This window comes from Chloracidobacterium sp. (assembly GCA_016716305.1).
Classification (GTDB): domain Bacteria; phylum Acidobacteriota; class Blastocatellia; order Pyrinomonadales; family Pyrinomonadaceae; genus OLB17.
In genome coordinates this window covers 721,267-735,000 of record JADJWP010000002.1, presented here as the reverse complement: position 1 = coordinate 735,000, position 13,734 = coordinate 721,267, and the positions used below count along the sequence as shown (strand labels likewise).

Here is a 13,734-nt window from a genome sequence, read left to right as displayed (position 1 = left end):
AGCTTTCCCGAAAGGTCAATGAAGCCATATTTCTCGTTTACTTTTACGGCAGACAGGCCCTCCCGAAATTCAAAGTCGACAGCAAACTCGTCGTCGAACGTAGCGTCGATCGTCAACTCACCATTCTTATTTACGAATCCCCACTTGTCGCCGACCTTTACTCCAGCGACACCCTCGCGAAATGACTTTGAATCGTGAAATCTGGGGTTTATAACAAACGAGCCCGTCTCGCTTATGAAACCCCACCGCCAACCGTCTTCGGTGCAGACGCTTACGGTCGCAAGTCCTTCCGAGAATGGCTCGGCCAAATGAAACCTCGGCTTGATCACTACCCTGCCACGAGAATCTGCGTAGCCATAGAGACTATTTCGCATAATCGGCAATAGAGGAGCTTGCCCGAGACCTTGATGCGTGCAGGTGAGCGCAAGTAGGAGGCAAACTGTTCGCAACGCAGGATGCATAGGTAAAGGTGCCAGCGAGTTCTATTGATTTCTCGAAACCCGTCCCGTAGATTGACCAGACCCAAAGGTTTCGATCATCTGGACTTATCGCCAACCATGTCCCCAGGCACTTCGCAACATTATACCATCGGGGCTGTGACACGCTCCAGATACACACTACTTTCATCCCGAACACGGAAGTTAAGCCTGTTTGAGCCGATGATACTGCAGCTTTCAGTTGTGGGAAAGTAGGTAGTCGCCGGATCTATATCAAAAAAGCCCGCTCATTGTTTTGAGCGGGCTTTTCTATTGCAATGTAGCGACAGGTCGCAGGCGGGACGGCCGTCACTTTACGGCCGGGTCGAGTGGCTCGGTGATCTTAGGTTCAGCCGGTTTCGAAAGGTACAATGCTCGCGATGGGCGTTTGGCATTCGTAATGATAATTTCTTAGACACTTCCCTTGGCTGCCCCTATAATCGATATACGGATGGCCGAACAGAATCAAGCAAAATTCGACACGATATTTCGGGCATTGTCTTATACTGCTGTCTTTTGCGGATTCCTTTCATTGTGGATCTCGGGAACCTTCGGCATTTTGGGTACGGCGTTATTCGTTGCGGTGATGCTCACTGCGTGGTTCATCGAAGGGACACGGTGGCAGATCAACGAGAGGCTTGGGACCCTGCTGATCGTCGCAGCGATGCCGGTCTTTTTCGTGCTTTGGCGCATCCGCTTCTTTTCGTTCGTGAGCACCGAAACCGAGCTTCCGGGTCTTCTTGCCAGACTTATCCTATCGCTCACGGCCATAAAACTCCTTCAAAAAAAATCTGACCGCGACTGGATCTTCCTTTATGTCATGGCGTTTTTCGAGGTTCTGCTGGCCGCAGGCCTAAGCATAAGTGCCCTCTATTTGGTCTCGTTCATCAGTTATACCTTCGTGATGGTCTGCACGATCGTTCTGTTCGAAATGCGGAAGACCGATCGCACGATATCTGAAAACCGTTTGGTCAGACACGATACGAACGGTGCATCGCGTATCGGGGCTTTCTCGATGCGACGACTTCCATTTGCGTCAGTTGTCCTGATCATAGGTATCGTAATGATCGCCGCTCCGATGTTTTTTCTTCTGCCGCGAGTCGGTGGCGCGGGAATCGGCGGCGGACAGGGCGGCATTGCTACATCTTCCGGTTTTTCTGACACGGTTCGTTTAGGCGGCATCGGCCGCATCCAGGAAAACGATGAGGTCGTAATGCGCGTAAGGCTTGATGAGGGAGACCCGCCGACTGGGGGCATACGCTGGCGCGGGATCGCGCTTGACGTTTTCGACAATCAAGCATGGCGGCGATCGAAGGCCGCGTTTCGTGAAGTGCGCGAAAAGGGCGAACGCGATGTTATCCAAGTAGATTCGCTGACCGACCGGGAAGATCTTTCGCTGCAGACCTTCTACCTCGAACCGCTGGACGCCCCGGTCCTTTTCGTTTTGCCAAGAGCCGTCGGGATCCAGGGGAATTTTCCGGTTCTATTTAAAGATGCTCATGGCGGTCTTTCGTTTCAACGATCGGGAGAACGTATCTCCTACAAGGTCCTCTCAGACACACGTCAGCCACCGACCGATGTGCTGCGCGGTGACCGCGAGCCATATCGGCTCGAAGAGCGCAACTATTTACAGCTTCCGCGTGATCTCGATGGCCGGATCGCTGTACTTGCGGCCCAACTCGTAGCCGGTGCCGATAATCGGTACGATGCTGCAGCGATGATCGAATCGCATTTGCGATCCGAGTTCGGATATACGCTCGAGCAAAAGGCAGGCGGCAGTCAGCCGCTTGCAGATTTCGTTTTTAATATACGCGAGGGCCATTGTGAGTACTTCGCGACGGCAATGGCGATAATGCTCCGGACCCAAGGGATAGCCACGCGCGTTGTAAATGGATTTCAGCAGGGCGAATACAACGAGACTGCCGACATCTACGTTGTCCGCCAACGCGAGGCGCATTCCTGGGTCGAAGTTTACTTCCCAGGTGCGGATTCGTGGGTCGCATTCGACCCGACGCCATCGGCGGGCCGATCTGAAACGGGGCCGACAGGCGGTTTCACCGCAAAGATCGGGAAGTATCTGGAAGCATTGGAAATGATCTGGATACAATATTTCGTCGCTTTCGATAATCAGGAGCAACGAACCCTTTTTACATCGATCAGACGCGGGGTTTCTGACTACAACGCAAAAGCGAGTTCGTGGATCTCAGAGGTCCAGGAAACCGTTGCCGCATGGTGGAGTGAGGTGCGCGGAGACAGCGGGACCGCAGCGAGTCTTATTGCGATGATCTACGGGATCGCGGCGGTCGCCGGTGCTGCACTTCTGATTTTCCTGTTTGTTCGGCTGTATCGAAAAATAGTAAAGTTAAAGGTTTGGGGCAAGCTATGGAATCGTCTTTATGGCAAACGAGGCGGATCGGCCGTCGAATTCTACGAGCGCTTTCTGGGCATCTTTGCTGAAAATGGGGTCGTTCGCGAACCGTTTCAAACTCCAATGGAATTCGCACACGTTGTCGGAATTCCCGAAGCCGTCAAGATCACGGAACGATACAATCGCGTACGATTTGGTGAACAGCAGCTGTCTCCGGCGGAAACCGAAGAGGTTGAACGCTGGCTCGATGCGATCGCGGAAACATCGAAAAACCGCTCGCTCGTGAGAGAAAGCTAAATTCGATTCAAAAACGTAAGGCCGCAGTATGAAAAAAGTTGGATTTGTCAGTCTCGGGTGCCCTAAAAACCTTGTCGACAGCGAGGTGATGATGGGTACGCTTGCCGAGGCCGGTTATCAGATCACAAATAATGCCGACGAAGCCGACACGCTCGTCGTCAACACCTGCGGCTTTATCGAATCAGCGAAACAGGAATCGATCGACGCGATATTTGAGGCGACACAGCAGAAGCTTAACGGAAGGGCGTCGCGCGTGATCGTAGCCGGGTGTCTTGTCGAACGTTATCGTGATGACCTGATCAAGGAACTTCCCGAGGTCGATGCATTCATCGGGACGTCGCAGGTCGGCGAGATATTAAAGGCCGCAGACGACCGTTTCGACGCAAGTGAACTTACGCTCACGCCGATAGGAAACAAGACCTCGACCTATCTCTACGATTTCGACACGCCGCGATACCGTGCAACCGATTCACATACGGCCTTCATCAAGATCGCCGAGGGTTGCGACCGGCCGTGTGCATTTTGTTCGATCCCGGGCATGCGCGGTTCATTCAGGTCGAGGAGGTTCGGTTCGATCATCGAGGAGGCTCGAACGCTGGCGAAACAAGGCGTAAGAGAGGTCGTTTTGATCGCACAGGATTCATCACGTTACGGAGAAGATCTCGGCGAGGTCGATGCTTTGGCGGCGCTGATCCGAGCGTTGGGCGAGATCGAAGAACTTGAATGGGTGCGTGTGATGTATGCCTACCCAACGCATATTTCTGACGCGTTTCTTGCTGCGGTCGCCGAAACTCCAAAGGCAGTTAAGTATTTGGATATGCCGCTACAGCACGCATCGCGAAACATTTTGAAGCTGATGAAGCGTGGCGGAACACGCGAATCGCTAGAGAAGCTTATTCGGCGAGTAAGAGAAAGAGTTCCCGGCATTACGATACGAACGACCTTTATCACCGGCTTTCCGGGCGAGACCGAAGAAGATTTTAACGAACTGATGGAATTCGTCCGCAACTGCCGGTTCGATAACGTCGGTGTTTTCACTTATTCGGACGAGGAGGGAACTGGAGCATACGATCTTCCGGACAAAGTCGATGCAAGAACCGCCAAACGCCGTCGAACGGAATTGATGAAAGAACAAGCGAAGATCAGCAAACAACTCAACAAAGCAAAGGTCGGACAGACGTTTCCAGTGCTTTTCGAAGGCCTTTCACAAGAATCGGACCTCCTCTTTCAGGGGCGACTGCAGGGCCAGGCCCAAGAGATCGACGGCTATATCCTGATAAACGACATTCCGGACGATCTCGATCCGCAGATCGGGACGATCTACAACGTTCGCATAACGGAAGCGCACGACTACGATCTGGTCGGCGAGATCGTCGTCGCGTCGTAATTCCGCTATCATCTGACCCCGTAAAGGCTGTAGATCTCGTTCTCAAGCGTGTTCATGAATCGGTTCGCTCTTTCTTCGATCGAGTCCGAGATCGCCGCGGCCGGGCAATTCGAGTACGAGCTCCACGATCCGCCTCCGGCGGCGATCACTTCCTCGACAAAAGCTACACAGTTATTTGGCAGTGCTCCCCACGTCCACTTTTTGGACATCAGGTCCTCGAGATAGGTCATTGCTCCATTCGGGTCGGGAAGCGACAAAATGCGCCGCCTTATCTCGCTCTTTCCATTTTCTTTCAGATATCGGCGGAAGCCCGTTTCGGTCATATACTTCGGATAATTCCGCAGTTCGGCAACATGAAAATAGTTCAGGTTTCCGCCGACGCCGGTGCCGATTAGCAGGTGGCCGCAGACGTTCGGCCCGCTGCCGCTGACCGCGACTACAGCCACTTTCGAGCAGTCCATATCGACCACTCCGCACTGTTCAAGTATCTCGCCATCGTATGCCATAATGCGCCCCTCCAAGATTTGATCTTCGCTAAACTTTAACGCGGAAAAACTGCTCCGGACTTATCAGATCAGACGCCGTCTGGATCCTGATATTGCCAGATCAAACAAAAACGACCGGGTCAATCGATCATCGACTGGTAGACAAGAGTCCGTAGCTTGCCAACGTCATCGATCGTCCCGGCAGGGATCAGCTGCGTCATGTAGACGACAACCATCTGTTCTTTCGGATCGATCCAGTAGGCCGTATGGTAGGCTCCGCCCCAGCCGTATTCGCCAACCGAGCCGATGGTTCCGCGGGCGCCGAGATCCTTCACCACCGAAACGCCAAAGCCAAATCCCTGCCCATCGCGAAACGGAATACCGCGTAAATGATCCGCCGAGAGAAGCTCGACCGATTTGCGGCTAAGGATCCGTTTGCCGCTGAGTTCGCCGCCATTTGCGAGCATCAACAGAAATCGCATATAGTCGCCGGCGGTCGAGAGTATTCCGGCACCGCCGGCAAAATTCCTTCTCGGACCCAAAAGGTATGCCCCCTGGCCAACGATCTTACCCGGATCGGGAGCCCGCGAGATCTTTCCATCGGTACCTGCCGAATATACGACTGCAAATCGGCCCGCCTTCGAAGGTGGAAGAAAAAAGGAAGTGTCGGTCATGCCGAGAGGATCGTATAGACGGTCGCTGAAGAACGAGTCAAGATCCATTCCGCTCGCTTTTTCGATGACGACGCCGAGTATCTCGTTCGCGTAACCGTAAATGTATTTTTCTCCGGGATGGGCATCCATCGGAAGAGCTGCCATCTTTCTAACCGTTTCTCCGATCGGTTCATCCCGGTCTGCCGTATAGAAGCCAGTAATACCGGCGGCTTCCCATTTATCCTTTGCGGGGCCGGTGCCATAACTTATTCCGGCGGTGTGCGTCAGCAGATCGCGGATCGTGATCTTTCGTTTCGCCTTCACTACTTCGTAGCCGCCGCTGCCGTTCGGGATCGCCACGGTCGTGTCGTTGAATTCGGGTATGAACTTTCCGACGTGATCAGTGATCAGAAGTTTTCCCTCTTCCTGCAATATCATGATGCCGACGCTTGTTATCAACTTGCTTTGAGAAGCAATGCGGAAGATCGTGTCTTCGAGCATTGGTGACCTCGCTTCGCGGTCGCGGTCACCAAACACATGTGTAAATGCGACCTTGCTGCGACGGGCGACCATAACAACGCCGCCTGCGAGCAAGCCGTCGCGAACATATTTATCGAGTTCCTTACTGAGCCGGCCAAGCCTTTCGGTCGACATGCCAACGGATTCAGGTTTTGCGCGCGGAATGTTTTGCCCAAAGCAGGCGGTGAATAGGATAGCGCCGACCAACAGAGCGGCCAGCGATCGACGCGGATCGAGATTGTTTCTCATCATTTCTTGTCGGTTGGTTCCTTGGTCAGCCGATATATCAGTATCGCGGCACGTTTCGTGAGCATGGGCATCGAAGAAAGATCGGCATACTCACCTTTCGCGTGGGAATTTCCGCCGCCTCCTATCCCAATGCCATCCAGACTTGGCACGAGATGCGCGATGAATGCAATATCGCCGGCCCCTCGAAGACCCGGATCGAGAGCTTCGACCGGCCCGAATCCAAGGTCTTTACTCGCCTGATCGAGTCTTGCAAGTAACGCGAAATTTCCGTCGACCGGGGTCATTGCCGGTATGCCGTCAAAGAATGAGATCTTCGCTTTACTACCAGGCAGATTGTTTGCAACGATCGAACGCATCTTGTCGCGAATACGTTCTTTCTGCTCTTCACTTATGAACCTTAGGTCTCCGTCGATCACGACCCTTGCCGCGACCACATTCGTTTTGCCGGTGGCTGTTCCGGCGGCGTTCTCTACTTCAGCGGTCGTTCCACCCAGGATGAGCGACGGGTTGAAGGTGAGATATTGCTCGCCGGCGAGCTGCGTTCTGAATTCGTTCAGGATTCGCGACGCTTCAAAAATGGCCCCGTAGCCCATATTTTCACGAAAGATGCCGCTCGAATGACCGGTCTTTGCCTCTATCTCGATCGTCCACGAACTCGCACCTCGCCGGCCGACAGTTGCGGTCAAACCAACCGTACCTTCGAAACTAAGAGCGACATCGCTGTTCTTAGCGGCCTCGATCATATCGCCGCGACAAATAGAAACAGGTTCGCAGGAGTCTTCTTCATCGCCCGTAAGCAGAACGGTGATCCGGGCGTCCTTAAGGACGCCGGCCGCATGCATTGCCCGCAGAGCTTCAAGCAGGATCACATTCCCGCCCTTCATGTCGCCGATCCCGGTGCCGTAACCGCGATCTCCCTCACGGCGAAACTTCTCACCACGAAGCACAGTATCCAGATGACCCAGAAGAAGTACACGCTTGCCCCTCGTCCCGCTAGTATAGGCGACGAGGTGGCCGGCCCTTTTTGATGCGACGGGCATATCGATCCATCGTGTCTTCATTCCGATAGCCTGAAATTGTTTCATAAATAACATGCCGTCGGCCTTGACTCCCGCAAGATCCTCGGTCGGACTTTCGGTATTTACTGATCTTTCCAAAAAGGCGATCGCGGCGGCAGAATTTTTGTCGACATGATCAACGATCATTCGTTCTTCCGGGCTGACCTGCTGGGCAGTGATCGATCCAGCTGCAATGTTCAAAACAAAGACCATTACAGTGGACATTAATACTTTTCGTTTGTAGTTAGATCGCATAGATGAAAAGGATGGACCCAAGGCAAAATGGATTGCATTCCGAAGCTACTCTCTATCTGTTAACAAGACCGAAAGCAAAGCAATGAGTGCAGGCAAAGCCTGTGAAAACAATATTGAGGTCTTTGCCGTCAATCCACCAAAGATACCTGCGATGACGACACAGCCGAGAAAGAAGATCTTTAGATCACGCCGCGCAGACAAGAGACCCCATACCAGTCCAGCCGCCAGAAAACCGTTATACAGGCCTTGATTAGCTGCCAAAGTTGCCGATGCTGCAGAGACCTCGGGCGTCATTCCGAATATTCGTTGGCCGACCGGATGGTCCCAAAAGAACATCTCTAGGACAAGAATGCCGAGATGCTCAATAGCAACCAAAGCAGTCAGGACACCGGCGATCGATTTCATTCTTGTCTCCTTGGAAAATCATTTAGAAACAGGCATTTGCGGACGTTCATGAATCATAGATCGTTTCTGAGCCCTCAAGCGGTTCGACGATCACTGCCGTTCCATACGCAAGGACTTCGGCAGCTCCAGCTGCGATCTCGGTCGCGTCGTATCGCGCGCCGATTATCGCATTCGCACCCATTTCGGATGCGTGCTGGATCATGATGTCGAACGCGTCGGCTCGTGTCTGCTCGCAGAGGTTGGTCCACGCCGTGATATTGCCTCCAACGAGAGTCTGAAGCGAAGCTCCGATGTTCGCGACGATAGAGCGCGAACGAACGACAATTCCGCGGACCACGCCGAGGTTTTGAACGACACGAAAACCGGGGACGTCGAATGCCGTCGTTACCATTTGCGGCGAGACCGAATAACGCGGGTCACTTACGCGATAGGGCGCGCGAGCCTTTATTTCGTCTTTCATAGCGGCGATAATAATACAATCCACCGGTTCGGCAAAGGACACACCGCTTCTCGTCCGGGCCATTAGAAACGATCGGCCGCTCGTCACCTTTGGTATACCTTTCGTCACTTTTTTGAAACCAGTCCGCCGATGATACAGTATAAGTAAGTGTTTCATTCCGTTTGCTTAGGCATTCGTTTCGGCTTCGTCACTCGGCGAGGCCGCTGAAGGCGTCAGTTTGCAGAGTATCAACATAACCGGCAAGGCCGGTCAATAAGAAAAAGAAAAATGAGAAAATCGAAGAATTTGAAGAGTATTTGTGTATTGTTCGCGTTGCAGGCGATCGTCCTTCCCAGCTTGAGTTTTGCGCAGCCTGCGGCCGACATCAACGCCCGTATCCGCGAAGAAGGGACCAAGAATTCGCAAGTAATGAAGACCATCCAGATACTGACGGATGTATATGGTCCTCGTCTCACAGGTTCCCCTCAGCTTAAGGCGGCCGGCGAATGGGCTGCGAAACAGATGACCGAATGGGGATTGGAGAATGCCGCTCTCGAGCCTTGGAATTGGGGCAATCCCGGATGGGTCAATGAAAGGGCTTACGGATTCATTACCGCTCCGGTACAGGATTCACTTGTATTTGAAGTGCTCGCGTGGACACCCAGCACACCCGGCCCGGTCAAAGGACCGGTTGTCCAGCTAACGATCCCGATGCGGCCGACGCAGGATGAACTGACTGCCTATTTCAACAGCGTTCGTTCAAGCTTGAAAGGTGCGATGGTAGTTTTGGGCGACCCAAATCGTGTGGCCCTCAATCTAAATCCACCTGCGAAACGCATTGCCGACGATGTCGCTAAACAGAGATTTGACCCAAATGCCGCACAGCCGGCCGGACCGCAATTTACACCGCCCGCACCGCAGCCACCGAAACCGGGAGCACTCACATTTCAGCAGTTGGGTGCTCAGGTCAATCAGTTTCTGATCGATTCTGGTGTTGCCGTCCGGATCAATGACGCGGGCCGGGAGCACGGACAGATAAGGGCGTTCGGCAACAACACTTACGATGCGACAAAGGTCGTTCCGACCGTTGTGATGCGAAACGAAGATTACGGCCGGATAGTTCGGCTTGCGAAAATGGGACGTACGGTCGAACTCGAGTTCGACATTCGAAACAAGCTCTTTCCGGAGGGGGCAACGGCCTACAATACGGTCGCCGAGATCGTCGGGACCGATAAGAAAGACGAAGTGATAATGCTTGGCGGCCACCTCGACTCCTGGCATGCAGCGACCGGTGCGACCGACAACGCTACCGGCTGTGCCGTAATGATGGAAGCTGCACGGATTCTAAAGGCTCTCGGCGTCAAGCCGCGTCGGACCATCCGCGTAGCATTATGGAGCGGTGAAGAGCAGGGCTTGCTCGGGTCGCAGGCTTACGTCGCGAAGCATTTTGGAACTGCTGAGAATCCGACCCCGAACTGGTCGAAATTCGGCGGATACTTCAATCATGACACCGGGACCGGACGTATTCGCGGTTTGACCGTGTTCGGACCACCTGAAGCTGCAACCATCCTTCGCGAAATCGGGACACCATTTGCCGATTTCGGTTTGGCTGGTGCGATCGCAACGCGTAGCCGCGGGCTTGGCGGTTCGGATCACACCTCGTTCAATGCTGCCGGGTTGCCGGGTATCGGTACGGCTCTCGACCCGATCGAGTATCAGACACATACGTGGCATACCAACCTTGATACATATGAACGATTGATCGAGAGCGATCTGCAGCAGAGTGCGATCGTTATCGCCGCGGCGGTTTATCAGCTGGCGATGCGCGACGAACTGTTGCCGCGATTTGCCAAAGAAGCCATGCCTCCGGCACCGCCTTCGCGCAATTAAGACGCGTTCGACCGTTCGAGGTCTTTCGTGCGAGGTCGTCGAATGCGGCGGCCTCATTCTATTTTGCCGCTGGGTCAAAGAGCTCTCGGCTCGGGCATATGTTTGCTAGAATGCATTCCGTACATTTTGGCTTGCGAGCGTTACATATCCGGCGTCCGTGAGTGATGAGCCAGTGCGGAAACATTATCCAGTGTTTGCGCGGCACGAGTCGTTCGAGATCGCGTTCGATCTTTTCGGCCGTCTTTTCAGTTGTCAATCCGAGCCGCTGAGACAGCCGGGAGACATGTGTGTCGACGACAACGCCCGACGCGATGCCGTAAGCGTTGCCGAGCACGACGTTAGCCGTTTTGCGGGCAACCCCTCCGAGTGTCAGCAGCTCATCCATTGTCTTTGGCACCTCACCTCCGAACGTCTCTACGATCCTTTCACACGCAGCTTTTATGTTCTTTGCTTTGTTACGGAAAAAGCCCGTCGAATGGATGTCTTTTTCAAGTTCTTGCTGCGATACGGCGATGAAATCGCGGGGGCCTCGGTATTTGCGAAAAAGGTTCGCAGTTACGATGTTTACTCGTTCATCTGTGCATTGAGCTGACAATATCGTAGCGACCAGCAATTCGAATGCATTGGAATGATCGAGCGCGCAGTGTGCATCAGGATAGGCCTTCGCGAGCCGATTTATGATCTCAGCGGCCTGTTTAGTTTTATCTCGCAACATTCAGGCTAGGCTAAAATGCACGGTCGAAAAATGCAAATCGACCGGAGTTTCGGTAAGATTTGATTTTGTCAAAGAAGCCGATGAATGTTCCGCTCCTGGATATCAAAGAACAGAACGCAGCCCTGAGGTCTCAGATCGAAGCTGCGCTTGGCCGCGTACTCGACACCAACGCATTTATCCTTGGGAGCGAGGTTGCTGAGCTTGAATGCGAGCTTGCCGGCTATTGCGGTACAAAGTATGCGATCGGATGTGCGTCCGGAAGTGATGCTCTTCTTCTTGCCATGATGGCTCTTGATGTCGGCCCGGGAGACGAGGTGATCACGACCCCGTATAGTTTTTTTGCGACGGTCAGTGCGGTCACCCGTGTCGGAGCCACCCCGGTATTCGTTGACATCGATCCGCTCACATACAACCTTGATGTTTCGCAGGTCGAAGCAAAAATAGGCGAACGGACAAAGGCCATTCAGCCTGTTCATCTTTTCGGACAGTGCACTGATATGGCGGCACTTAACGAGGTTGCCAAACGGCACGGTGTTCCGGTTATTGAAGATGCGGCACAAGCGATCGGGGCCGACGAAAATGGCGTTCGGGCTGGAGCGATGAGCGAGATCGGCTGCTTTTCATTTTATCCTTCAAAAAATCTCGGCGGGATGGGCGACGGTGGATTCATGACCACGAGCGACGACAGGATAGCCGAGAAGCTGCTCGCGCTACGCGTTCACGGTTCAAAGGAGCGCTATTACCATAAATGGGTCGGACTTAATTCGCGTCTCGACGGATTTCAGGGTGCGATACTGCGCGTTAAATTACCTCACCTTGATGCGTGGTCAGATGCCCGCAGGGCAAACGCGCTTCGATACCGGCAGCTGTTCTCGGATTTCGGATTGACCAAGGAAATAGGTCTGCCGGTTGAAAGGGAAGCGTGCCGGCATATTTACAATCAGTACGTGATCCGCGTCCCGAATTTTCGGGATGCTTTGCGCGAATATTTGTCCGAAAACGGCGTCGGAACCGATATCTATTACCCCGTTCCGCTTCACTTGCAGGAGTGTTTCGCTTTCGTCGGTCATAGTAAGGGCGACTTTCCGGAATCGGAAAGGGCAGCCGCCGAGACGCTCGCGTTGCCGATTTATCCGGAGTTGCGAGCCGATCAACAGGAATATGTGGTCGAGACGATCGGCCGCTTTTATCGTAGAGAGAATTAAGAACCGTTGAACAGTCCACTAATAATTTTAGAAACGAGTTCATTTGCGGCACGCGCGACCATCATCTTAACGATCGTCATCGCGATCTTGTTCGTTTGGTTCGGGGTGCGCTGGCAGATCGGCAATCTCTTTGCAGAGATCACGCAAGTGAATCAACCGGACGCTCGCGAGATCGCCGAGCTTGCCGTTGGTATTTCACCTTCCGATCCCTTTGCTATTTGGTTATTGGCAAGCAAGGAGCGCGAGAACTTCGGTACAGAGAGCTTTGAGACATCGACACGGTTGATCGAGAACATTGTACGCATCGCACCGAACGACTTTCGCTGGTGGATCGAACTTGGCCGAGCCTACGAACAGACAGAAAGGCCGGCAGAGGCTGAACGTGCATTGCTTCGAGCGGTCGAACTGGCGCCGGCTTACACTTTTCCGCGTTGGCAGCTTGGTAACTTTTATCTTCGGCAGCGCCGGACTGACGAAGCATTCGCCGAACTCATAAAGACAACCGAAAAAAGCAGCGTGTATCGCGAACAGGTATTTGCACTCGCATGGGATTATTTCGGGAAAGATCCATCGATGGTCGAAAAGCTCGCTGGCGATGCCCCGGACATCAGGTCGAGTCTTGCAATGTTCTATGCAGTTCGCGGTGCCGCCGCAGACGCGCTTCGAAATTGGAACTTGCTCAGTGAAGAGCAAAAAGCGGCTGATCCGCGTTTGCCGCGGATAATGGCTCAAGGTCTCTACGACAAACTATCGTTTCGCGAAGCGCTAGAATTCGCGAAGCAGGCCGGAATCGATCCGGAGGCATCCATCGGCGCTGTTTCAAACGGGGGATTTGAGAAATTTCTCGGCAGTCCGGACGATACGTTGTTTGGCTGGAACGTCTATCGCGGCGATGCGCGCTTCGAGGCGTCGGTCGATTCTGGAGTGAAAAGAGAGGGTGCCAGGAGTCTTAAGGTCACTTTTAAGGGCTACATCAAGCCGGAATTGCACAACGTAGTTCAGATCATTGCGGTGGAATCCGGTACCGATTACCGGCTTACGTTTTGGGTTCGGACCGAGAATCTGCGAAGTGGCGGCCCACCCATCTTGCAGGTGACCAATATGAATGACGGCGCCATTCTCGGTGCGACCGAGCCGTTTGCGAACGGCACGTCCGATTGGGAACAAAAGACAATTGATTTTACTGTGCCGGCCGATTGCACCGGCATCTCGATACGTACTGCCCGGACGTTTTGTGGCGGCGAGTGTCCGATCGCCGGAACGTTCTGGTATGACGATTTCGCTCTCTCCCGGCGTTGAGCAGACGACGACATCTTTCGGAAGACCGATCAAA

At 53.5% G+C, this 13,734-nt stretch carries 12 protein-coding genes (1 of these 12 only partly in view); 5 read left to right on the top strand and 7 right to left on the bottom strand.

What is annotated here, in order from left to right:
• On the bottom strand, positions 1–374 hold the start of the coding sequence (locus tag IPM28_05185; GenBank protein MBK9172388.1) for a WG repeat-containing protein. The gene continues 637 nt to the left of window position 1, outside the view; only the first 374 of its 1,011 coding nucleotides appear in the window; the start codon lies at positions 372–374; the stop codon falls past the left edge of the window.
• Positions 375–927: 553 nt separating this feature from the next.
• Here IPM28_05185 and IPM28_05180 point away from each other — a divergent pair.
• Positions 928–3,141, top strand: a complete 2,214-nt coding sequence (locus tag IPM28_05180) for a DUF3488 domain-containing protein (GenBank protein MBK9172387.1) — start codon at positions 928–930, stop codon at positions 3,139–3,141.
• A 28-nt stretch (positions 3,142–3,169) separates the two neighbouring features.
• Positions 3,170–4,528, top strand: a complete 1,359-nt coding sequence (gene rimO / locus IPM28_05175) for a 30S ribosomal protein S12 methylthiotransferase RimO (protein MBK9172386.1) — start codon at positions 3,170–3,172, stop codon at positions 4,526–4,528.
• A gap of 8 nt (positions 4,529–4,536) precedes the next feature.
• Here rimO and IPM28_05170 read toward each other — a convergent pair whose 3' ends face one another.
• From IPM28_05170 to IPM28_05150, 5 genes are all read right to left on the bottom strand, one after another.
• On the bottom strand, positions 4,537–5,034 hold the full coding sequence (locus tag IPM28_05170) for a hypothetical protein (protein MBK9172385.1): 498 nt from the start codon (positions 5,032–5,034) through the stop codon (positions 4,537–4,539).
• Between the two features lie 119 nt (positions 5,035–5,153).
• Positions 5,154–6,434 carry a beta-lactamase family protein gene (locus tag IPM28_05165; GenBank protein MBK9172384.1) on the bottom strand — a complete coding sequence of 427 codons (1,281 nt, stop codon included), beginning with the start codon at positions 6,432–6,434 and terminating at the stop codon, positions 5,154–5,156.
• A complete protein-coding gene (locus IPM28_05160) occupies positions 6,434–7,717 on the bottom strand; it encodes a M20/M25/M40 family metallo-hydrolase (protein MBK9172383.1) in 1,284 nt (427 codons plus the stop codon). The genes IPM28_05165 and IPM28_05160 overlap by 1 nt, the downstream gene beginning before the upstream one ends.
• Before the next feature lie 75 nt (positions 7,718–7,792).
• Positions 7,793–8,152, bottom strand: coding sequence for a DUF1304 domain-containing protein (locus IPM28_05155; GenBank protein MBK9172382.1), 360 nt, complete (start codon positions 8,150–8,152; stop codon positions 7,793–7,795).
• Positions 8,153–8,198: 46 nt separating this feature from the next.
• Positions 8,199–8,612 (bottom strand): YbjQ family protein, encoded by a 414-nt coding sequence (locus IPM28_05150; GenBank protein MBK9172381.1) that lies wholly within the window; start codon positions 8,610–8,612, stop codon positions 8,199–8,201.
• A gap of 267 nt (positions 8,613–8,879) precedes the next feature.
• On the opposite strand from IPM28_05150, the gene IPM28_05145 reads away from it, so the two are divergent.
• On the top strand, positions 8,880–10,481 hold the full coding sequence (locus tag IPM28_05145) for a M20/M25/M40 family metallo-hydrolase (protein MBK9172380.1): 1,602 nt from the start codon (positions 8,880–8,882) through the stop codon (positions 10,479–10,481).
• A gap of 58 nt (positions 10,482–10,539) precedes the next feature.
• Here IPM28_05145 and nth read toward each other — a convergent pair whose 3' ends face one another.
• A complete protein-coding gene (gene nth, locus IPM28_05140; GenBank protein MBK9172379.1) occupies positions 10,540–11,196 on the bottom strand; it encodes an endonuclease III in 657 nt (218 codons plus the stop codon).
• 80 nt (positions 11,197–11,276) lie between these two features.
• Between nth and IPM28_05135 the strand changes: the two genes are divergently transcribed.
• Complete coding sequence (locus IPM28_05135; GenBank protein MBK9172378.1) at positions 11,277–12,401, top strand: DegT/DnrJ/EryC1/StrS family aminotransferase; 1,125 nt, start codon at positions 11,277–11,279, stop codon at positions 12,399–12,401.
• Between the two features lie 6 nt (positions 12,402–12,407).
• Positions 12,408–13,700, top strand: coding sequence for a carbohydrate binding domain-containing protein (locus tag IPM28_05130; GenBank protein MBK9172377.1), 1,293 nt, complete (start codon positions 12,408–12,410; stop codon positions 13,698–13,700).
• Positions 13,701–13,734 lie beyond the last annotated feature (34 nt).

Excerpts from the sequence above, each read along its gene's own strand:
- IPM28_05155 (MBK9172382.1), bottom strand. The coding sequence starts at position 8,152 with ATGAAATCGATCGCCGGTGTCCTGACTGCTTTGGTTGCTATTGAGCAT.
- IPM28_05165 (MBK9172384.1), bottom strand. The coding sequence starts at position 6,434 with ATGAGAAACAATCTCGATCCGCGTCGATCGCTGGCCGCTCTGTTGGTC.
- rimO (MBK9172386.1), top strand. The coding sequence starts at position 3,170 with ATGAAAAAAGTTGGATTTGTCAGTCTCGGGTGCCCTAAAAACCTTGTC.
- IPM28_05170 (MBK9172385.1), bottom strand. The coding sequence starts at position 5,034 with ATGGCATACGATGGCGAGATACTTGAACAGTGCGGAGTGGTCGATATG.
- IPM28_05145 (MBK9172380.1), top strand. The coding sequence starts at position 8,880 with ATGAGAAAATCGAAGAATTTGAAGAGTATTTGTGTATTGTTCGCGTTG.
- IPM28_05180 (MBK9172387.1), top strand. The coding sequence starts at position 928 with ATGGCCGAACAGAATCAAGCAAAATTCGACACGATATTTCGGGCATTG.
- IPM28_05135 (MBK9172378.1), top strand. The coding sequence starts at position 11,277 with ATGAATGTTCCGCTCCTGGATATCAAAGAACAGAACGCAGCCCTGAGG.
- nth (MBK9172379.1), bottom strand. The coding sequence starts at position 11,196 with ATGTTGCGAGATAAAACTAAACAGGCCGCTGAGATCATAAATCGGCTC.
- IPM28_05160 (MBK9172383.1), bottom strand. The coding sequence starts at position 7,717 with ATGTCCACTGTAATGGTCTTTGTTTTGAACATTGCAGCTGGATCGATC.
- IPM28_05150 (MBK9172381.1), bottom strand. The coding sequence starts at position 8,612 with ATGAAAGACGAAATAAAGGCTCGCGCGCCCTATCGCGTAAGTGACCCG.